The following is a 23,331-nucleotide window of genomic DNA, read 5'->3' as shown; positions in this document are numbered from 1 at the left end:
GAATGACGAACGCGGCACGAGCGGTACGGCCGAGACGCCTGCTGCGTACGGCATTGCTGCTCTCGACAGCGCTGACGGCAACCGCATTCGCGGCAGCGCCCGCCATGGCGCAGATCGCGACCTGGAAAACCAACGCCAACACGAGCTGGTTCATCGATAGCAACAATTGGACCCCGGCCGAAGTTCCGACCAACACCGGGTCCTTCGGCCAGTCGAGCATCAGCAGCATCATTGCCGACAGCAGCGTCGGGATCGGCACGATCCAGTTCAATTCCGACGCCCGCGCCTACAACTTCAACATCTACGGCGGTAGCACCTTCTCGCTCTCCGGCAACGGCATCGTCAACTACGGCAGCGCGGCGCAGAACTTTCAGGTCCAGAACGCCACCCTGCGATTTCATAATTCCGCAAGCGCCGGCGATAGCCTCATCACCTACGCGCTCAACAGCAGCCTGGGCGTCATCGAGTTTACCGGCAACAGCACCGCCGGTTCTGCTAACTTCACCACGACCTATTCCGGCCAGCTCGTCTTCAAGGACAGCGCTTCGGGCGGGACGGCATCCTACACCGCCGACAACTACACCGTTCTGGATATCACCGGCCTGACCACCAGCGGGACGACCATCGGTTCCATCGCCGGCGGTGGCACGATCCTGCTGGGCGGCAAGACGCTCACGGTGGGTGGCAACAACGCGTCGACCACCTACAGCGGTGTCATCTCCGGGTCGTCGGGCGGGCTGGTCAAGGTAGGTACCGGCACGCTCACGCTGACCGGGGCCAATACTTATCTGGCCGGCACGACGGTAAACGGCGGCACTTTGCGGCTGGGGGCATCCAACGTCCTGGGTTTCAATCGCCCGGTGGTGGTGAACAGCGGCGGTACGCTGGACCTCAACAACTTCAACACGACGCTCGGTCAGGTCACCGGCGATGGTTCGGTGACCTTGGGCAGCGGCACACTGACCCTCATAGCGCTGGGCGGAACCTTCAGTGGCGTCATCAGCGGCAGCGGCGGTCTGAACGTGGGCGGCGGTGCGGGAGCAACTTATACGCTCTCCGGTACCAACACCTACAGCGGCGGCACGGCCGTCAACTCCAACACCATTTTGTCCGTCTCCAGCGATGCCAACTTGGGCAACGTCAACGGCGGCCTGAACCTGAACAACGGCACGCTCGCCTTTGGCTCGTCCTTCAACCTCGCCTCGACACGCGCGGTCACGATTGGCAGCAGCGGCGGCACCATCGATGTCGGCGGCAACAACGCGACGATCTCGGGAGCCATCAGCGGGTCCGGGGGGCTCACCAAGCGGGGCGCCGGCACACTCACCCTGTCGGGGACCAACGACTTCGCCGGCCTGACAATCGTCGGCAACAATGTAGTCAGCTACGTCGCGGTCAGTGCCGACAATCAGCTCGGGACGGCCGGCGCTAGCGTGACGGCCAACACGTTGGGCTTCCTCAAGGCGACCTCGAGCTTCAGCAGCAGCCGCTTGTTCGCGCTCACGCAAGGCTATGCGGGCTTCAGCGTCGACGCCGGCGCGACATTGACGTGGGACGGGGTCATTGCCGGCACCCCCGCATCCGGCGGCCTTTCGGTGCGGGGGCCAGGCACGCTGGTCCTGACGGGAACGAACACCTATGTCGGCGGCACGGCGATCGCCACCGGCACCACGGTGCAGATTTCGAGCGATGCCAATCTCGGCAACGGGTCCAACGCAATCTCCTTCTATAGCGGCACTCTGGCGGTAACGTCGGACATGTCGACCGGCCGTTCCATCGCGCTTGAGTCGGGCTTCAACGGCACGATCTCGGTTTCCAGCGGCAAGACGCTGACCTACAGCGGGGGCATCAGTGGCGACGCGTCCTCCCGCTTTATCAAGGCGGGCGACGGAACCCTGGTGCTGACTGGTGCGAACTCCTACACCGGCGGCACGACGGTTAGCGGTGGCACCCTGGTCGGCACGACCAACACCCTGAAAGGCGACATCGTCAACAACGGCATCGTCCAGTTCAACGTAAACCTCTCCTCGACCTACTCCGGGAACATGAGCGGCACCGGCGCGCTGGTCGTTACCGGCGCTGTCGGCGGCCAGACGCTCGTGCTGACCGGTACCAATACCTATAGCGGCGGTACGACGGTGACGGGGTCGCCGTCCGTGACGGTCTCGAGCGACGCGGCGCTGGGGAGCGCCACTGGCGGCATCACCTTGAGCAACCAAGGTACGCTGAGGTTTGGCGCGAGCTTCAATCTCGCGTCGACGCGCGCGATCTCGATGGGCACCAACGGTGGCCGGATCGACACCAACGGCTTCGATACGACCATCAGCCAGAGCATCACCGGAGCGGGCTATCTTGCCAAGTACGGAGCCGGCACGCTTACCTTCACGGCCGCCAACACCTTCTCGAGCCTTGGTATCCACGGTGGCGTCGTGGTGGTCAGTGCCAACAATCAGCTTGGCGCCGGCACCAGTGCCGTATCGATCAATACCGGCGGCACGCTCAGAACGGCGTCGAGCTTCGTCGTCAACCGATTCCTCGGGGTCTACTCGGGTGCCAGTGTTCTCGACGTAACCAACGCAGCGGCGACCCTCAATTGGGCCTCGCAAATCTACGGCACCGGCGCGCTCGCCAAGGCGGGCGCCGGCACGCTCGTCCTCCATGCCGGCAACACATTCTCCGGCGGCACTATCATCTCCGGCGGCACGCTGGCCATCAACGGTGACTCGGCTCTGGGCGCCGCCAATGGCGGTCTCACTTTCGACGGCGGCACGCTGCAGTTTCTCGCGGGCTTCGATGTTGGAAGCGCCCGGGCGATCACCTTGAACGCCAGTGGTGGCACAGTCGATACCAACGGCTTCTCCTCGGGTATTTTGGGGCCGATCGGCGGCAGCGGCGGGCTGACCAAGATCGGTGCCGGAACGCTGACCCTTTCGGGTACCAACACCTACACCGGCGGGACCTTTCTCAACGCAGGCACGCTGGCGATATCGGCCGACGGCAATCTCGGCGATGCGGCCGGAAGGGTCACTTTCAACGGTGGCACGCTCCAGTTCGCAGCCAGCACCACCCTGGCCAACACACGGCCCATGACGCTGAACGCCGACGGCGTGATCGACACCAATGGGTTCGATGCGGGAATCGCAGGGTCGATCGGCGGTATGGGCGGCCTGGTGAAGAACGGCACGGGCACGCTGTTCCTGGCTGCCGGCAACACCTACATCGGCGGCACGACCATTAACGGCGGCGCAATCAGCATCAGCGCAAGTACCGCGCTGGGTCATGCGTCGAGCGTCATCACCTTCAATGGCGGTTCGCTGCTAACCCCTGTCGATATCTCCTTGAACCAGAACATCGTGCTCGATGGCAACGGGACTATCGTTAACAATGCCATAACGCGACTGAATGGAGTGGTCAGCGGCTCGGGCGATCTCATCAAGTCGGGCAGCGGCGTCCTGGGCCTGATAGCCGCCAACACGTTCACCGGCCGGTTGGTCGTCAACCAGAGCGTCGTCGTTCTCCAGGATGGCGTGCCACTCGGCAACATCGCCGTTGCCAGCGGCGCCAGCGTGAACTTCCAGGATTACACTTTTGGCCGCAACAGTACCTATGCCGGCGTGATCTCGGGGGCCGGCCGCATCTCGCAAACCGGACGCGGGACGCTGACCCTTTCCGGGACCAATACCTACTCGGGCGGCACCATCATCGGAGGCACCGACAACTCGGCCATTCTGGCCGTCTCGTCGGATGCGAACCTGGGCGATTCTTCAGGCTACATCTACTTCAGCGGCGGCAGGCTCAAGTTCCTGTCGAACTTCGACCTTGCGAGCACGCGAACCGTCAACATCAACAATTTTGGCGGCACATTCGCGCTGAATGGCGCGACGACGACGTTTGGCGGCGTGATCGAAAATGCCGGCAGGCTGACGATCGAAGGCCCCGGCACGATGACCTTCACGGGCGCCAACACCTACGGGGGCGGCACCACTGTCCGGGACGGGGCTGCCCTGGCGATCGGCAGCGACGCGAGGCTGGGCACGGGCGATCTGGCCCTCGATGGCGGCACGCTGAGATACCTCGCAACCTTCGATCTCTCGAACACGCGTCCCGTGACTCTGAATGCCGGCGGCGGCACGTTCGACACCAACGGCTTCGACACCACGATCTCGCAGGTGATCGGCGGCGCTGGCGGCCTGACCAAGGCGGGGGCCGGCACGCTCACTCTCACCGGCCTCAACACCTATCTCGGCCCGACGGCGGTCAGCGGCGGCACCCTGGTCGGTTCGACCGACAATTTGCGCGGCGACATCGTCAACAACGGCGCCGTCGTCTTCGACCAGGGCTTCACCAGCGATACCTATGCCGGGGTGATGTCCGGCAGCGGCTCCCTGACGAAGAACGGTCTCGGCGTCCTGATCCTCACGGGGGCGAATACCTATTCGGGTGGCACGACCCTCAACAACGGTACGCTCAGGGTTTCCTCGGACGCCAACTTCGGCGCCGCCACCGGCACGCTCACGCTCGCCGGCGGCCGGATGGAGTTCGACTCGACCTTCGACCTCGCCACCACGCGCAACATCGTCGTGACGGGCGGCGGCGGCACGCTCATCCTGAACGGCAACACAGTGACGGTCGCCGGATCGGTCAGCGGAGCGGCCGTGTTGAGCATGCTGGGCAGCGGCAAGCTGATCCTGTCCGGGACCAACAGCTTCGGCACTGCCGATATCAGAGGAACGGGCGCTACCTTGGCGGTATCGTCGAGTGCCAGCCTGAGTCCCAGCACTCTCCGACTCTCGCAGGGCGGCACTCTGCAGTTCCTGTCGAGCTTCAATGCTTCGTCGGTTGTCGGCTTGGCGTTGACCTTCGGCGACGGCATTGTCGACACCAACGGCCACGATGCAACGCTTGCTTCAGGGGCCTATGGCAGCGGCCGGCTGGTCAAGGCGGGCGGCGGCACGCTGACCCTCTCGGGCAACAACACCCACACCGGCGGCACGCTTCTCAGCGGCGGCACGTTGGCGGTGTCGAGCGACGCTAACCTGGGTGGTGGAGCGGGCGGGCTCTCGTTCGACGGCGGCACGCTGAAGACACTTGGAAGCGTCACGTCCGGCCGGGCGGTCACGCTCAATGCCGGCGGCGGCGCCATCGACACCAACGGCTTCAACTCGACCTTCAATGGCGTCATCGACGGCAGCGGTCACCTGACCACGACCGGCGCTGGCAAGCTCAGCCTTACCGGCACCAACACCTATAGTGGCGGCACCGTCATTTCCGGTGGCAGCACCTTGGCCATTGGCAGCGACGCGGTGCTGGGCGACGTCAACGGCGGCGTCACGTTCGACAACGGCACCCTGCAGTTCCTCAACAGCTTCAATCTCGCGAACACGCGCGCTCTTACGCTGAACGCCGGCGGCGGCACCATCGACACCAACACGCACGACATAACGATTTCGCAAGCGATCGGCGGTGCGGGCGGCCTGACGAAGAGTGGCGCGGGCACCCTGTTGCTGTCCGCAAACAACAGCTACAGCGGCGGTACGACGATCAACGGCGGCACGCTCCGCATTGGCAGCAATACGGCCCTGGGCAGCGGCTCGGGCGGCATCACCTTCAATGGCGGCACGCTGCAGTACGATAGCAGTATCAGCAACATGAACCGCGCCGTCGTGCTCAATGGCAGCGGAACGATCAAAGGCGAAGCGATCCTGCAGCTGCAGGGAGCGATCAGCGGGTCGGGCGATCTCATCAAGGAAGGCACAATGGGGGTGCTGTCGCTGACAGGCCCTCTCACTTATACGGGCCGAACGATCATCAATGGTGGTCTTGTCAGCTTCGGAACTCCGGCTCCTCAGGGCGATATCATCATCAACGACGGCGAAGTTGCCTTCGGTGGGTCAACCGCCTCGACCTACGGCGGGGTGATCTCCGGCGCGGGGTCGATGTCGCATTCCGGCGCAGACCTGACACTGACGGGAACCAACACCTACGCGGGTGGGACCAGGCTCGAGGCCGGTACGATCGCAGTTTCGCGGGAGGCCAACCTCGGCGCCGCCACCGGTGGCCTCAATTTCTCAGGCGGCACGCTCAAGTTTCTGTCGAGTTTCGATCTGTCGAGTACGCGGAACATAAACCTCTCCTTTACGGGGGGTACGTTCCAGTTGAACGGTGCCACGACGACGGTGGCCGGCAGGATCGCCGGAACTGCGCCGCTGACGATCACCGGTCCCGGCACGATGACCCTCACCTTCGCCAACACCTATACTGGCGGTACGATCCTCTCAGGTGGGGCGACCTTGGCGGTCGGCAACGATGCCGCGCTGGGCGGCGTCAACAGCGGCGTCACTTTCAACAACGGCACGCTGCAGTTCCTGAACACCTTCAATCTTGCGAATACCCGTCCCCTCACGCTGAACGCTGGCGGCGGAACGATCGACACCAACGGCTTCAACACGGAGATCTGGCAGGCAATCGGAGGTTCGGGCGGCCTGACCAAGTCCGGTGCCGGGACCCTGATCCTGAGGGGCGCCAACAGCTATACGGGCGCTACGTCAATCAATGGCGGGACCCTGGCCATTTCGGCGAGCACGACCCTTGCCAACAGCAGCGGTCTCACCATCAACGGCGGGACGCTGCGGGTGACGAATGTCGCCTCCCTCAATCAGCCGGTCACGCTGACCGGCGCGGCGACCTTCAACGTCGTCACTATTTTCGATGGCCTCAGCCTGTCCGGAAACGTCGGCGGCACCGGCAGCCTCATCAAGACGGGCGCCGGCTCCCTGACCTTGCGCGGGACTGCCGACTATACCGGCGGCACGACGGTCAGCGGCGGCTCCCTGGTCGGCTCGACTGACAATCTCAAGGGCAACATCACGAACAACGCGATCGTCTACTTCGGGCAGGACAGTGACGGCACCTATGCCGGAATCATGTCCGGCACCGGAATGCTCAGCAAGTTCGGCTCGGCAACGCTGACCCTGACCGGGCTCAACACCCATCAGGGCGGGACGCAGGTTACGGCGGGTACGCTTGCGGTCGGACAGGACGCGAACCTGGGCAGTGCGACGGGCGATATCAGTCTCAGGAACGGCGGCATCCTTCGCTTCCTGTCGAGCTTCGATCTCTCCTCCGGCCGCGACGTCGAGTTGGTTACCTCTGGCCGCCTGCAGCTCGTCAGTTCGACGAACAGGATTGCCGGCACGATCCATGGCACGGGCAACCTCGCGATCGAGGGGCCGGGCACGTTGTCCCTTACCGGAACCAACACCTTCACCGGCACGACGTCGGTCACTGGCAGCACTCTGGAAATTTCCGGAGACGCAAGTCTCGGCGACACCGCCAACGCCCTGACGCTCGACAACTCGACCCTGCGATTCCTGTCGAACTCGACGCTCGCGGGGACGCGGGCGATCACGCTGGGTACCGGCAGTGCGATCGACACCAACGGATACGATGCGACGATCGCCTCGGCGATCTCTGGAAGCAGCGGCCTCACCCAGTCCGGCGCAGGCAAACTGAGCCTCACCGGCGCCAACACGTTCAGCGGCGCCATCGCCATCTCCGGCGGCGGTACGTTGGCCATCGGCAGCGATGCGGCATTGGGCAACGTTAACAACGGCGTCACATTCGACAATGGGACGCTGCAGTTCCTGAACAGCTTCAATCTCGCGAGCACGCGGACGCTCACGCTGGACGCCGGCGGTGGCGCGATCGACACCAACGGCTTCAACACGACGATCTCGCAGGCGATCACGGGAAGCGGTCCCTTGACCAAGACCGGTGCTGGAACGCTGACCCTCAGCGGCACCAATACCTACGTCGGTGGCACAACGATCAGCGGCGGCACGGTCAGCATCGGCGCGGATGACGCATTGGGCAATGTCACTAGCGGCATCACCCTCAATGGCGGCACGCTGCAGACCACCTCCGACATAAATATGAACCGCGCCATCGTGCTCAGCGCCAACAGCACGATCGTGAACGACGGCATCTTGGGGCTCTTCGGCGCGATCAGCGGCTCGGGCGATCTTAGCAAGTGGGGTAGCAGTATCCTGGTTCTGGCGGGCAACAACACGCACACAGGCCGGCTGATCGTCAATCAAGGCGCCGTTTCCATCGTCAGCGGTTCTGCTCCCATTGGCGACATTGTCGTCAATAACGGCACGTCGGTTTATTTCTCGACCTTTTACCCCGACGACGCGACTTACTCCGGCGCGATCTCGGGCACCGGGTCCGTTGTCCAAACCGGCGACGGGACGCTGACCCTGACGGGCATCAACACGCATACGGGCGGGACCATCATCGGAGCCGGACACAGCGGCACGCTGGCGGTCGCGTCGGATGCAAATCTGGGCAATGCGTCCGGCCTTATTTCGTTCCAGGGTGGCAGGCTCAAGTTCCTGTCGAGCTTCGATCTGGCGAGCACACGGACCGTCTCCGTCACCAGTTTTGGCGGAACGTTCTCGCTGAATGGTGCGACGACGACGTTTGGCGGTGTGATCGACGATGTCGGCAGGCTGACGATCGAAGGCCCCGGCACGATGACCTTTACGGGCGCCAACACCTACTCGGGCGGCACCGCTGTCCGCGGAGGGGCTGCCCTGGCGATCGGCAGCGACGCGAGGCTGGGCACAGGCAGTCTGGCGCTCGATGGGGGCACGCTGAGGTACCTCGCAACCTTCGACCTCGCCAACACACGCCCGATAACATTGGGTGGCGGCGGCGGCACCTTCGACACAAATGGCTTCGACACGACGATCACGCAGGCGATCGGAGGTACGGGCGGCCTGACCAAGTCTGGCGCTGGCACCCTGACCCTGACGGGCGCCAACAGCTACACGGGTGAAACGACGATCAGCGGCGGCGTTCTGGCCATTTCGGCGAGCTCGCCCTTTGGCAACAGCAGCGGCCTCACGATCAACGGCGGCACGTTGCGTGTGACGAATGTCGTCACCCTCAACCACCCGGTCACGCTGAGCGGCGCGGCGACCTTCGACGTCGTCACCAATGCTGATGACCTGAGCCTGTCTGGACACCTGGGCGGCTCCGGCAGTCTCATCAAGACGGGCGCCGGTTCTCTGACCTTGCTCGGCACTGCCAACTATGCCGGTGGCACGACGGTCAGCGCCGGCTCGCTGATCGGCTCGGCCGCGAACCTCCGGGGTGACATCACCAACAATGGGCTGGTCTCCTTCGGGCAGGTGAGCAGCGATGGCGTCTATGCCGGGGTCATGTCCGGCACCGGAACGCTCAGCAAGTCCGGGGAAGGGACCCTTACCCTGACCGGGCTCAATACCTATGAGGGCGGGACGCACGTCACGGCCGGTTTCCTCGCGGTCGCGCTCGACGCAAATCTGGGCAGTGCGACGTCAGACATCCGTCTCGCGACTGGCGGCGGCCTCCGGTTCCTGTCGAGCTTCGATCTCTCCGCCGGGCGCGACATCGAGCTGGTTACCTCGGGCCGCATCTCGCTGGCCAGCTCGACGAATACGATTGCCGGAACGATCCATGGAACGGGCGACCTCGCGATCAACGGGCTGGGCACGCTGACCCTGGCGGGAGCGAACACCTTCACCGGCGCCGTCTCGGTGGCCGGCAGCACCCTGGCGGTCGCCGCCGATGCCAACCTCGGCAACACTGGCAACAGCCTCACCTTGCACGGCGGCGGCCTCCGGTTCTTGTCGAGCTTCGATCTCGCGGGGACACGGGCGCTGACGCTCAATGCCGGCGGCGGCACGATCGATACCAACGGCTTCAGTACGACAATCTCGCAGGCGATCGGTGGCACCGGTGGCCTGACCAAGGCGGGTGCCGGCACGCTCAGCCTCACGGGCGCCAACACCTACGAAGGCAACACCGTCATCTCGGGCGGCACCTTGGCCATTGCGAGCGATGCGGCGCTGGGTGACGTCAATGGCGGCGTCGCCTTCGACAACGGCACCTTGCAGTTCCTGAACAGCTTCAATCTCGCAAGCACGCGGGCGCTCACGCTGAACGCCGGCGGCGGCACGATCGACACCAACGGCAACGACACCACGATCGCACAGGCGATCGGCGGGGCGGGTGGCCTGACCAAGGCCGGCAGCGGCACACTCATCCTGTCCGGTGCCAACACCTACTCGGGCGGAACGACCGTGAGCGGTGGCACCCTGCAGCTCGGCGCCGGCGGTTCGCTCCTCTCGACCGGTGCCCTGACGATGACGGGCGGCACCTTCGACCTCAATGGCCAGAATCAGGTCGTTGGCAACCTGTCGGGCACCGGCGGCAGTCTGCTCCTGAGCAATGGCACCTTCCTGCAGGTCGGTCAGACGACCAACACCACCTTCGGCGGCACGATCGATGGCGGTGGTCAGCTGGTCAAGGCTGGCAACGGCACGCTGACGCTTAGCGGCTCGAACACCCACACCGGTGGCACGGCGATAGGTAGCGGTACGTTGTCGGTGTCGAGCGATGCGGCACTGGGCGCTGCGAGCGGTGTCCTCGCCATTCAGGGCGGCTTCCTGCGGACGACTGCGAGCTTCTCCATGGCGCGCACGACGACCCTGCTGAACGGTGGCGGTTTCGAGGTCGACAACGGCGTGACGCTGACCCACAGCGGCACGATCAGCGGCTTGGATTACCTGGTGAAGCAGGGTGCGGGCACACTCGTGCTGGAAGGCACGAACACCTACACCGCCGAGACAGTGATCGGTCAGGGCACGCTGAAGGTGACCAACAGCGCTGCCCTCGGTGCGGCGAGCGCGAACCTGCGGATCCAGGGCGGCACGCTGCTGACCGACAGCGATCTCGTTCTCACCCACGATGTGCAGAGCAACGGCAACGGCAATGCGATTCGCGTCGACGCTGGCACGACCACCCTGCAGGGCGCGTTCAGCGGCTGGGGCACCCTGACCAAGTCCGGCGCCGGCACGCTGAAGCTTGTGGGCACGAGCAGCTACAGCGGCACGACGACGGTTCTCGCTGGTATCTTGCAGGGCGACACATCCACCCTGCGCGGGACCATCAGCAACCAGGCGCAGGTCGTCTTCGATCAGGACACGGATGGCTCCTTCACCGGCGTCATCAACAACGTCGGCTCGGTCACCAAGCGCGGCAGCGGCGTGGTCACCTTTGACGCCAACCAGAGTTACGAAGGCGGCACGACCATCGCGGGCGGCACGTTGCGCCTTGGCACCGGCGTCTCGCTGTCGAGCCTCGCCAGCCTCACGGTCGATGCCGGCACCTTCGACCTGAACGGCAACAACCAGACAGTCGGCGCTCTTGCCGGCAGCGGCGGCATGGTCGCCCTGGGCAGCGGCACGCTGACCGTCGACCAGTCGACGACCACGAGCTTTGCCGGCGAGATCACGGGCTCGGGTGCCTTCGTCAAGAATGGCAGCGGCATGCTCACCCTCACGGGTGCCAACACCTACAGCGGCGGCACGACCGTCAACGGTGGCATCCTGCGCGGCACGACGGCGAGCCTGCAGGGCGACATCGTCACCAATGCCGCCGTTTACTTCTTTCAGGCCACGACAGGCACCTACGCCGGTGCGATGTCGGGCAGCGGCTCCATGTTGGTGACCGGCGGTGGCAAGGTCATCCTCACCGGCAACAGCACCTACAGCGGCGGCACCACCGTCGGCGCGGGCAACGTTCTGCAGCTCGGCAACGGCGGCACGACCGGCTGGATCGCAGGCGACGTGGTGACCAACGGTACCCTGGCCTTCAATCGCTCGGACGACGTCGTCTTTGCGGGCAACATCAGCGGCATCGGCGGTATCAGCCTGATGGGACCGGGCGTCGTTACGCTCACCGGCAACAACACTTTCTTGGGCGACATCACCGTTGGCGGCACGATCCGCGCCGGCAGCGATTCCGAGCTGGGGCCGATCGGCAATATCCTGCGTCTCGCTGGTGGCACCGTGCAGGCGACCGCAAGTTTCACCAGCACGCGGCCGTTCGAGCTGACGTCCGGCACCGGCACCTTCGACACCAATGGCAACGACCTGACGCTGTCCGGTGTCGTCTCCGGCAGTGGCGCGCTTGCCAAGGCCGGGACGGGCACCCTGATCCTGGCCGGTGCCAATACCTACACCGGCGGCACGAACGTCCTCGCCGGCATCCTGCAGCTCGGCGCCGGCGGGAGCCTCCTGGCCGGCAGTGTCCTCAATATTCTTGGCGGTACGTTCGACCTGAACGGCGCCAACCAGACGGTCGGCGCATTGTCCGGCCTGAACGGCGCGATCACGCTGGGCAGCGGCACGCTCACCGTGGACCAGACCACCGATACGGCCGTCGGCGCGGCCATTTCCGGTTCCGGCAGCCTGGTGAAAACAGGCAGCGGCACGCTCACGCTTATCGGCACCAACAGCTACACCGGTGGCACGACGGTCTCCGCGGGCACGCTCGCCGGATCGACCGACGGCCTGCAGGGCGACATCCTCAACGACGCGGCGGTGGTCTTCGATCAGACCACGGATGGTACCTACGCCGGAATCATGTCCGGCTCCGGCACGCTGACCAAGACGGGCAGCGGTAACGTGACGCTCAGCGGCGCCAACACCTATGGCGGCGGCACGACGGTTTCGGCGGGAACGCTGACCGGGACGTCGACCAGCCTGCAGGGCGCTATCGTCAACAACAGCCTGGTGACCTTCGACCAGAGTTTCGACGGCACCTATGCCGGCGTCATGTCCGGCACCGGCCTCCTGACCAAGGTCGGCACTGGAAATCTTACGCTCTCGGGTGCCAACACCTACAACGGTGGCACGACGGTTGCGGCGGGCACGCTGACCGGGACGATGACCAGCCTTCAGGGCGCCATCCTAAACAACGCGGCTGTCGTATTCGATCAGGCCTTCGACGGCACTTATGCCGGCGCGATGAGCGGCAGCGGCAGCCTGACGAAGAGTGGCGGCGGCAACCTGACGCTCTCGGGCACCAACACATACAGCGGCGGCACGACGATCTCGGACGGCACGCTGACGGGCACAACCACGAGCCTGCAGGGCAATATCGCCAACAGCGGCGCGTTGTTCTTCGACCAGGCGACCGCTGGCACCTATGCCGGCATCCTGTCGGGCAGCGGCAATCTCATTGTCGCGAACGGCGATGTGACTTTTTCGGGCGTCAATACCTACTCCGGCACCACGACGGTGCAGAGCGGCGCGACCCTGCGTCTCGGCACCGGCGGCAGCCTCGGCGCGACGCGTCTGCTGGATGTCAACGCGACCGGTACGTTCGACCTCGCCGGCAGAACGCAGACAGTCGGCGGCCTGACGGGCGCCGGCAGCGTTCTGCTCGGCACCGGCGGCGCCTTGACGGTCGACCAGGCCACCAACCAGACCTTTGCTGGCGTGATCTCCGGTGACGGTTCGCTGATCAAGAGCGGCGGCGGCACGCTCGTCCTGACGGGCGCGAACACCTACACCGGCGGCACGGTCGTGAACGCTGGCGTTCTGCAGATGGGCGCGACCAATACGATGCCGCTCTTCCGCCCGCTCACGGTGAACGGCGGTACGTTCGATCTCAATGGCTACAACCAGATGGTCGGCACCCTGTCCGGCAGCGGCGGCACCATCGATCTCGGCACGGCCACGCTGACGCTGATTCAACGGGGAGAGGCGGTCTACAACGGCGCCATCGTCGGCACTGGCGCTCTGGATGTGCAGGGTCAGGGATCACAGCTCACGTTGACAGGCGCGAACACCTACAGTGGCGGGACGACCCTGGATAGCGTGTGGTTCATCGGGACGACGGACAGCCTGCAAGGCAATATTGCCGCTAGCGCCAGTGCGCTGGTCATCTTCGATCAGGGGACATCCGGCACCTATGCCGGCGTGATCTCCGGCAACGGCGGGCTGGTGAAGAAAAGTGGAGGCACGGTCGTGCTGACCGGCGCCAATACCTACACCGGCGGCACGAATGTCTATGGCGGTATCCTGCAGCTCGGTGCTGGCGGCAGCCTGTCGGCCAGCGGCTCCCTTCATGTCAATGGCGGCACGTTCGATTTGAACGGCGCCAGCCAGACGGTCAGTGAACTCCGCGGCGACTACGGCACGATCACGCTGGGCAGCGGCACGCTCACCGTGAACCAGACCACGGACACGTCGACCGGCGTGGACGTATCCGGCAGCGGCAGTCTCATCAAGACGGGTAGCGGCCGACTCACGCTCACCAACACGAACAGCTACACCGGCGGTACGACCGTCTCCGGCGGCACGCTGCAGATCGGCTTCGACAATATCCTGGCGGCGACGGGTGCCCTCACGGTGACCGGCGGCACCTTCGACCTCAACGGCTTTGACCAGACGGTGAGCGCACTGGCCGGCGCGGGCGGTACGGTGGCGTTGGGCACCGGCAGCGTGCTGACGGTAAACCAGAGCAGCAGCACCAGCTTTGCCGGCGCCATCGGCGGCAACGGCAGCCTGGTCAAGACGGGCAGCGGCACGCTGACCCTGATCGGCACCAACACCTACAGCGGCGGCACGACCGTTTCGGGCGGCACGCTGATCGGCACGGCATCGAGCCTGCAGGGTAACATCGTCAACAACGCTGCGGTGGTGTTCGACCAGTTGTTGTTCGAGACTTATGCCGGCAACATGTCGGGCAGCGGCACGCTCACCAAGACCGGCAGCGGGACCCTGATCCTGAGCGGCACCAACAGCTACAGCGGCGGCACGACGGTGTCGGGCGGTATGCTGGCCGGCACGACGGCGAGCCTGCAGGGCGCCATCCTCAACAACGCGTTTGTGTCGTTCGATCAGGACACCGACGGGACCTATGCCGCCGTCATGAGCGGCAGCGGTGCGTTGATCAAGGCAGGCCTCGGCATGCTCACGCTGACGGGCGCCAACAGCTATGGCGGCGGCACGTTCATCAGCGGTGGCACGCTCTCGGTCGCCAACAACGCGGCACTCGGTGCGGCGAGTGGCGGTCTCTCCTTCGATGGCGGCACGCTGCAGACCACGGCCAGCTTTGCGATGGCGCGTGCCACGATTCTGGAGAACGGAGGCGGCAGGTTCAATGTCGACAACGGCACGACCCTGACGCAAGACGGCGACATCACGGGTGCCGGTCGCCTCACCAAGCAGGGCGGCGGCACGCTCATCCTGGGGGGCACCAACAGCTACAGTGGTGGCACGACGGTATCGGGCGGCACGCTGATCGGCACGACGACGAGCCTGCAGGGCAACATCCTCAACAACGCGGCCATCGTCTTCGACCAGAGCACCGATGGCATCTATGCCGGGGTCATGAGCGGCGGCACCGGCGGCAGCTTGACGAAGAGCGGCGCTGGTAACCTGACGCTCACCGGCGCCAATACCTATCGCGGCGGCACCACCGTCTCCGGAGGCACGCTGACCGGCACGACGACCAGCTTGCAGGGCAACATCGTCAACAATGCCGCGGTGGTGTTCGACCAGGCGGTCGACGGAACCTATGCCGGCAACATGTCCGGCAGCGGTGCGCTCACCAAGATCGGCAACGGGAACCTGACGCTGAGTGGTACGAGCAGCTATTCCGGCGGCACGACGGTGTCGGTCGGCACGCTGACGGGCACGACCAGCAGCTTGCAGGGTACCATCGTCAACAACAGCATCGTTGTTTTCAACCAGAACACGATCGGAACCTACGCCGGCGACTTGAGCGGCAGCGGTGCGCTCACTGTCAGCGGTGGCGGCGCTGTCCTGCTCACCGGCACTGTAAGCCATACGGGCGGCACGACCATCGCGGCCAACACCATCCTGCAGATCGGCAACGGCGGCACGACCGGTTCACTCGCCGGCAATGTCGTCACCAACGGCACGCTGTCCTTCTATCGTTCCGACGACATCGTCTTCGCTGGCAACATCAGCGGCAGCGGTGGCGTGACCCTGATGGGCAGCGGCAGCGTCACACTGACCGGCACAAACACCTATACCGGCGCCACCACGGTGGGCGGCGGTGTGATCATCGCCAGCTCGGACGCCAACCTCGGCCCGACCGGCAACCTGCTGATCCTGAATGGCGGCGCCGTGCAGACGATCGCCAGCTTCTCGACGGCGCGGCCGATCGAATTGGGTGCCAGCGGCGGCACGTTCGATACCAACGGCTACACGCTGACGCTCGCAGGCACGGTCTCGGGCGATGGCAGGCTGACGAAGAGCGGCGCCGGCACCCTGATTCTGACCGGCACCAACACCTACTCGGGCGGCACGACGGTGAACGGCGGCATCCTGCAGGGCACGACCGACAGCCTGCAGGGTGACATCACGAACAATGCCGTTGTTGCCTTCAACCAGATCACGGCCGGAACCTATGGCGGTGCCATCTCTGGCGCGGGCGCTGTCACGATCGACGGCGCCATCACCTTTACCGGCACGAACACTTACACGGCCGGCACCACGATCTCGACGGGTTCGTCGCTGACGCTGAGTGGCTCCGGCTCGATCCAGGGCAATGTCACCAACGGCGGCATCCTGCAGTTCGCGGGCACCGGTACCACGGCCGGCGGCGCGATCTCGGGCAGCGGCGCGGTGCAGCAGGTGAGCGGCACGACGGTGTTGACCGCCGCCAACAGCTATACCGGCGGCACGACGATCAGCGGTGGCACCTTACAGCTAGGAGCTGGCGGCAGCCTGGCGTCGAGCGGTGCGATGACCGTGAATGGCGGCACGTTCGACCTGAACGGCAATGCCCAGACGATAGCCGCGCTCTCCGGTACGGGCGGCGCGGTGGCGCTGGGCGATGGCGGCGTGCTGACGGTGACCCAGAGCGGCAACACCAGCTATGCCGGCATCATTGGCGGCAACGGCAGCCTGGTCATGAACGGCAGCGGCACCTTCACGCTCACACTGGCGGGCGCCAACACGCACGCCAACACCGTGGTGAATGGCGGCGTCCTGCAGCTCGGCGCAGGCGGCTCGCTGGCTGCGACCAGCACGCTCACGGTCAATGGTGGCACCTTTGACTTCAACGGCAACACGCAGACGATTGGCGGGCTGGCCGGTACGGGTGGCACCGTGGCGCTGGGCAACGGCGCATTGACGGTCGATCAGGCTGGCAACACGAGCTATGCCGGCACGATCGATGGCACAGGCAGCCTCACCAAGGCCGGCAGCGGTACGCTCGTTCTCGCCGGCGTGAACAGCTACACCGGCGGCACGACGGTCAGCGGCGGCACCCTGCAAATGGGCATCAACGGTGCCCTGGCCGCAGGCAGCGCGTTGACGGTGAACGGCGGCACCTTCGATCTCAACGGCTACAACCAGACGGTCGGTACACTTTCGGGCACGGGCGGTGCAGTCGCGCTGGGCAGCGGCACGCTGACGGTCGATCAGAGCAGCAACATGACCTATGCCGGCTCGATTGGCGGTGCGGGGACCCTGATCAAGGCGGGCAACGGAACGCTGATCCTGAGCGGCACGAACAGCCTGACCAACACGGTCGTGAGTGGCGGTGTCCTGCAGGGCACGACCGCGAGCCTCCAGGGCGGCATCGTCAACAACGCTGGCGTCGTCTTCAACCAGAGCACGACCGGCACCTACGCCGGGACCATGTCCGGCACCGGCTCGGTGACGGTGAGCGGCGGCGGCATCGTCGTCGTGACGGGCACCAACACCTACAGCGGCGACACGACGATCGCGACGGGCAGCACGCTGCAGCTCGGCGTCGGCGGCACGACCGGCATGATCGCGGGCAGCGTGGCTGTCGACGGCACGCTCACCTTCTATCGCTCCGACAATATCGTCTTTGCCGGCGACATCAGCGGCAGCGGCGGCATCAAGCTGATGGGCACGGGCTCGGTGGACTTCACCGGCACCAACACCTTCACGGGTGGTGTTTCCGTCGGCGGTATCCTGCGCGCCGGCAGCGACAGCCAGCTCGGTCCGGCCGGCAGCACGCTCACCCTCGACGACGGCACGGTGCAGGCCACGGCGAGCTTCAGTTCCGGTCGGCAGATCGTGCTGGCGGGCAGCGCCGGCACGTTCGACACGAACGGCTTCACGCTCACGTTGACCGGCGTCCTGTCGGGCAGCGGCAACCTGATCAAGACCGGCACCGGCACGCTCGTGCTCGATGGCACGGCGTCCTACACCGGCGACACCTTCGTGAGCGGCGGCACGCTGCAGGGCACGATGGCGGCGCTGTCGCGCAACATCACCAACAACGCCACCGTCACGTTCTCCGACTCCGGCGTCTACGGTGGGATCATGTCGGGCACCGGCGCGCTGCTGGTCGCGAGCGGCACGACCATCGGCTTCTCCGGTGCCAACACCTATACGGGCGGCACGATCGTCCAGACGGGCGGCACGCTCGACCTCGGCACAGGCTCGATTGCGGGCGACGTGGAGAACGAAGGGCTGGTGCGCTTCGTGAACAACAGCCCGATGAGCTTCGGCGGCAGCATCGCCGGCAGCGGATCGCTCCTCGTCGACGGTTCGCTCGTTCTGACCGGCGCCAACAGCTACACCGGCACGACGCAGATCGAGGCCGGCCTGCTGCAGCTCGGCCTCGGCGGCAGCCTGTCGTCGAGCACCTTGCTCAACCTCGGCAACAACGGCGGCACCTTCGACCTCAACGGCCAGACGCAGACGGTCAGCGGCATTGCCGGCGATGGCTCGACGAATATCCTGCTGGGATCGGGAGCGCTCACCGTCGATCAGGCCACGAACGGATCGTTCGGCGGCCAGATCAGCGGCAGCGGCAGCCTGATCAAGGCCGGTGTCGGCACGCTCGCCCTGACGGGCAGCAACACGCACGCCAGCACGATCGTCAACGGCGGCACCTTGCAGCTCGGCGCTGGCGGCAGCCTGGCGGCGACGAGCGCGCTGGCCGTCAACGGCGGCACCTTCGACCTCAACGGCCAAAACCAGACGGTCGGTGCGCTCTCCGGCACCGGCGGCACCGTCGGCCTGAATGGCAGCGCGGCGCTGACGGTCAACCAGAGCACCGATACGAACTACGCGGGTGCCTTCACCGGCAACGGCAGCCTGATCAAGGACGGCGGCGGCACGCTCAGCCTGACCGGCGCCAGCAGCCATAGCGGCGGCACCGTGATCAACAACGGCACCTTGCAGCTCGGCACCGGCGGCAACCTGACCGCGACCGGCGCAGTGGCGGTGAATGGCGGTACGTTCGACCTGAATGGCCAGACCCAGACGGTTGGCTCTCTTTCGGGCACCGGTGGCACGGTCGCACTCAGCAACAACGGTGCATTGACGGTCAACCAGAGCACGGACACGAGCTATGCCGGCACCATCGCCGGTACTGGCAGCCTGACCAAGTCGGGCGACGGCACGCTCACGCTGACGGGCACTAACAGCTACACCGGTGGCACGACGGTTTCGGGCGGTACACTCGCCGGCACGACGTCGAGCCTGCAGGGCAACATCGTCAACAACGCCAACGTGACCTTCGATCAGGTGGGCGCGGGCGTCTATGCCGGCGCAATGTCTGGTACGGGCACGCTGACCAAGAGCGGCGTGGGTACCGTCGTGCTGACGGGTGAGAACACCTTCACCGGCGGTACGATCATTGCCGGCGGCATCCTGCAGATCGGCAACGGCGGCACGACCGGCTCGCTGGCCGGCAACGTCCAGAACGACGGCACGCTGGCCTTCTTCCGCTCCGACAACATCACCTTCGGCGGCAACATCAGCGGCACCGGCGGCTTGCTATTCATGGGCAACGCCACGGTGACGCTCACCGGCAACAACACCTTCACCGGCGGCATCGCCATGGGCGGCGGCACGCTCGTGGTCGGCGCAGACTCCGAGCTGGGCGGGGCCGGCAGTACGCTGACTCTGGCCGGCAGCACGGTGCAGGCGACGGCGAGCTTCACCAGCAACCGCTCCATCGTGCTTTCGACCGGCGGCGGCACCTTCAACACGGGCAGCAACGTTCTCACGCTGGCCGGCGTGGTCTCCGGCGTGGGCGGCCTGGTGGTGGGCGAGGGGAGCTCGGTCGTACTGACCGGCGCCAACACCTACAGCGGCGGGACGACCATTTCGACCGGCGCACTGCTGAGCCTCGGCGGCTCCGGCTCGATCCAGGGCGATGTCGCCAACAGCGGCACGCTACAGTTCGCCGGGACGGGCACCACGTTCGGTGGCTCGATCTCGGGCAGCGGCACGGTGCAGCAGGTGAGCGGCACCACGGTGCTGACGGGCAACAGCCTCCATACCGGCGGCACGACGATCAGCGGCGGCACGCTGCAGCTCGGCATCGACAATGCGCTGACGACGACAGGGTCGCTCGCGATCAACGGCGGCACGTTCGACCTCAACGGCAACGCCCAGACTATCGGCGCGCTGTCCGGCACGGGCGGCGGCGTGACGCTAAACGGCGGCACACTGACGGTGAACCAGACGGGCGATACGACCTATGCTGGTATCGTCAGCGGCGCGGGCAGCTTCATCAAGGACGGCAGCGGCACGCTGATCCTGACGGGCGCCAACACCAACGCGAACACGATCGTGAACGGCGGCATCCTGCAGGGCACGACGGCCAGTCTGCAGGGCAACATCGCCAACAACGCCACGGTCGTGTTCGAGCAGACGGCGACGGGCACCTATGCCGGCAACATGTCGGGCAACGGTGGAATGACCAAGAGCGGCGGCGGCGCCCTGATCCTGAGCGGCGACAACAGCGGCTACACCGGCACGACCACGGTCGCCGCGGGTCTGCTGCAGATCGGCGACGGCGTGGGCGGCACGGCCATGGCCGGCAATATCGTCAACAACGCCGCCGTCGCCTTCATGGCGGGCGGAGCCGGCCTGTCCTATGGCGGCTCGATCTCGGGCAGCGGTGGCGTCAGCGTTGCGGGTACGGCGCAGACGACTTTCACCGGCATGCACAGCTACACCGGCGGCACGACGGTCACCTCGACGGCGGGCCTCAATATCGGCAGCAGCACGACGACGGCCAAGATCGTGGGCGCGCTGATCGCCGATGGCGGCTTTGCCAACTTCGTCAATGCCGACATGTCCGGCATGGGCTCCATCACGGCCCGCAACGGTGGCCTGCTCGGCTTCTCGAGTTCGGCCAGTGCGGCGGCGACGGCGCTCCTGGTGGCCGACGCGGCAAGCGCGCTGGCGTTCTCGGATGCCAGCACTGCTGGCACATCGACGATCACCAACAGCGGCAATGTCCGTTTCACGGGAAACAGCAGCGGTGGCACCGCACGCTACATCGGCAGCGGCGGCGATCTTTCCATCGCCGGCATCGCGGGCAGCAGCACGACCATCGGCTCGATCGAGGGTTCCGGCACCGTCTCGCTCGGCAGCAAGCAGCTTGCGGTCGGCGGCAACAACCAGTCGACGCAGTTCAGTGGCGTAATCGGCGGCGCGGGATCTCTGCTGAAGCAGGGCACCGGCACGCTGACCCTGACCGGCAACAACACCTACAGCGGCGGCACGACGGTCACCGGCGGTCTGGTCAACTTCACGACGCTGGGCAACTTCGGCACCGGCAACGTCACCCTGAACGGCGGCGGCGTGCAGTGGGCGGCCGGCACCACGACCGACATCTCGGCGCGGCTGGCGGCGTTTGGCGTCAACGGCGGTACGCTCGACACCAACGGCAACAACGTCACATTGGCGAACGGCATCTCGGGCACGGGCAGCCTGACCAAGGCCGGCAACGGCGTGCTTACGCTGGCGGGCAACAACACCTACACCGGCGGCACCTTCGTCACCGGCGGTTCGATTGCACTCACCGGCAGCATCGCTGGCCCGGTCGGCGTGAGTGGTGGCCTGTTCTCAGCCAACGGCACGATCGGCGGGACGGTGACCGTGAGCGGCACCGGCACCCTGAGCGGCACTGGCACGGTCGGTGGTATTGCCATGACCGGCGGCACGGTGGCGCCCGGTAATTCGATTGGCACCCTGAACGTGGCCGGCAATTACGTGCAGTCGGGCGGTATCTACCAGGTCGAGGTCAATTCCGCCGGCCAGGCCGACCGCATCAACGTCACCGGCACGGCCACGCTTAGCGGCGGCACGGTGCAGGTGGTGGCCGATCAGACCGGCACCTACGCCCGCAATACGTCCTACACGATCCTGACGGCGACCGGCGGCATCACGGGCACCTACTCGAACGCCACCAGCAACCTCGCCTTCCTGACGCCGACGCTGAGCTACAGCAGCACCAGTGTGACCTTGATGCTGGAGATGCTGCAGAGCGCCTTCCGGAATGCCGCGCAGACACCGAACCAGGCGGCGGTCGGCGCCGCGCTCGACGCGGCAGCGCCCACGGCGACCGGCGACTTCGCCAACGTGATCAACGCCCTTTCGGTGTTGAACACGCAGCAGGGGCCGGCGGCGCTGACGGCGATCAGCGGCCAGAACTACTCGGCGCTGAGCTCGGCCAGCGTGCAGTCGGCTCAGCTGTTCATGAGCAACTTCGCCAACCAGGCGAGCGGTGCCACGCGCGGCGGCAGCACGGCGCAGGCCGCGGGCGCCACCAGCCGCGTCCAGCTCGCCGAAGCGTGCAGCGTCGCCTGCGATACGACGGCGACCGGCACCTGGGGGGCCTGGGGCGGTGCCATTGGTGGTTTCGGCACGATCGGCGGCAACAGCAACTCGAGCACCGTCACCTATAATCTCGGCGGCTTCGCCGGCGGCATCGACCGCCAGGTCACCGAAGAGCTTCTGGTGGGCTTCACCCTTGGCTATTCGAGCGGCACGCAGTGGACCTCGGGCTTCGCGGGCCGCAGCACGTCAAACACCTACCAGGCCGGCCTCTACGGCTCGTTCCTCAAAGGCCCGGTCTACGTCGACGGCCTCGTGGGCTACGCCTACTCGGACAACCAGATGCTGCGGCAGATCCAGATCCCAGGTCTGAATTCGCGGGTCGCCACCGGCCAGACCGGTACCAACCAGTTCTTTGGTCAGATCGAAGCCGGCTATCGCATCGATCTCGGCACGACGGCGAATGCCTACCTGACGCCGTGGGCCCGCCTGCAGGGCTCGACCGCGACACAGAACGGCCTCACCGAGAGCGGTGCGGACTCGCTCAACCTCATCGTCGCGTCGCAGACGACCAACTCGCTGCGCTCGGTACTGGGCGTCACCCTGGGCGGCGAGATGGACATCGGCTCGGGCAACAAGCTCGCCGGCCAGTTCAAGGTGGGCTGGGCGCACGAGTTCGCCAATACCGACCGGCCGGTGACGGCGTCGTTCCTCGGCGCGCCGGCCCTGCCGTTCACGACCTACGGCGCCGCGCCGCAGCGGGACGGTGTAATCCTCGGCATCAACGCCACGGCGAACCTCGGCGAGCGCACCAACCTGTTCCTCCGCTACGAGGGCGAGTTCCAGGGTATCGACAACTCCCACGCCTTCTCGGCTGGCATCCGCTTCACCTGGTAGCGCG

At 65.9% G+C, this 23,331-nt stretch carries 1 protein-coding gene; it reads left to right on the top strand.

Translation table 11 applies throughout. The features are described 5' to 3' along the window. The first annotated feature begins 2 nt into the window (after nucleotides 1-2). Nucleotides 3-23,327, top strand: a complete 23,325-nt coding sequence (locus EPO50_RS23205) for an autotransporter-associated beta strand repeat-containing protein (RefSeq protein ID WP_296347944.1) — start codon at nucleotides 3-5, stop codon at nucleotides 23,325-23,327. Nucleotides 23,328-23,331: the final 4 nt, after the last annotated feature.

This window comes from Reyranella sp., assembly GCF_004297405.1.
Taxonomy (GTDB): Bacteria; Pseudomonadota; Alphaproteobacteria; order Reyranellales; family Reyranellaceae; genus Reyranella.
This window is presented reverse-complemented; position numbering and strand designations above follow the sequence as displayed.

Excerpts from the sequence above, each read along its gene's own strand:
- EPO50_RS23205 (WP_296347944.1), top strand. The coding sequence starts at position 3 with ATGACGAACGCGGCACGAGCGGTACGGCCGAGACGCCTGCTGCGTACG.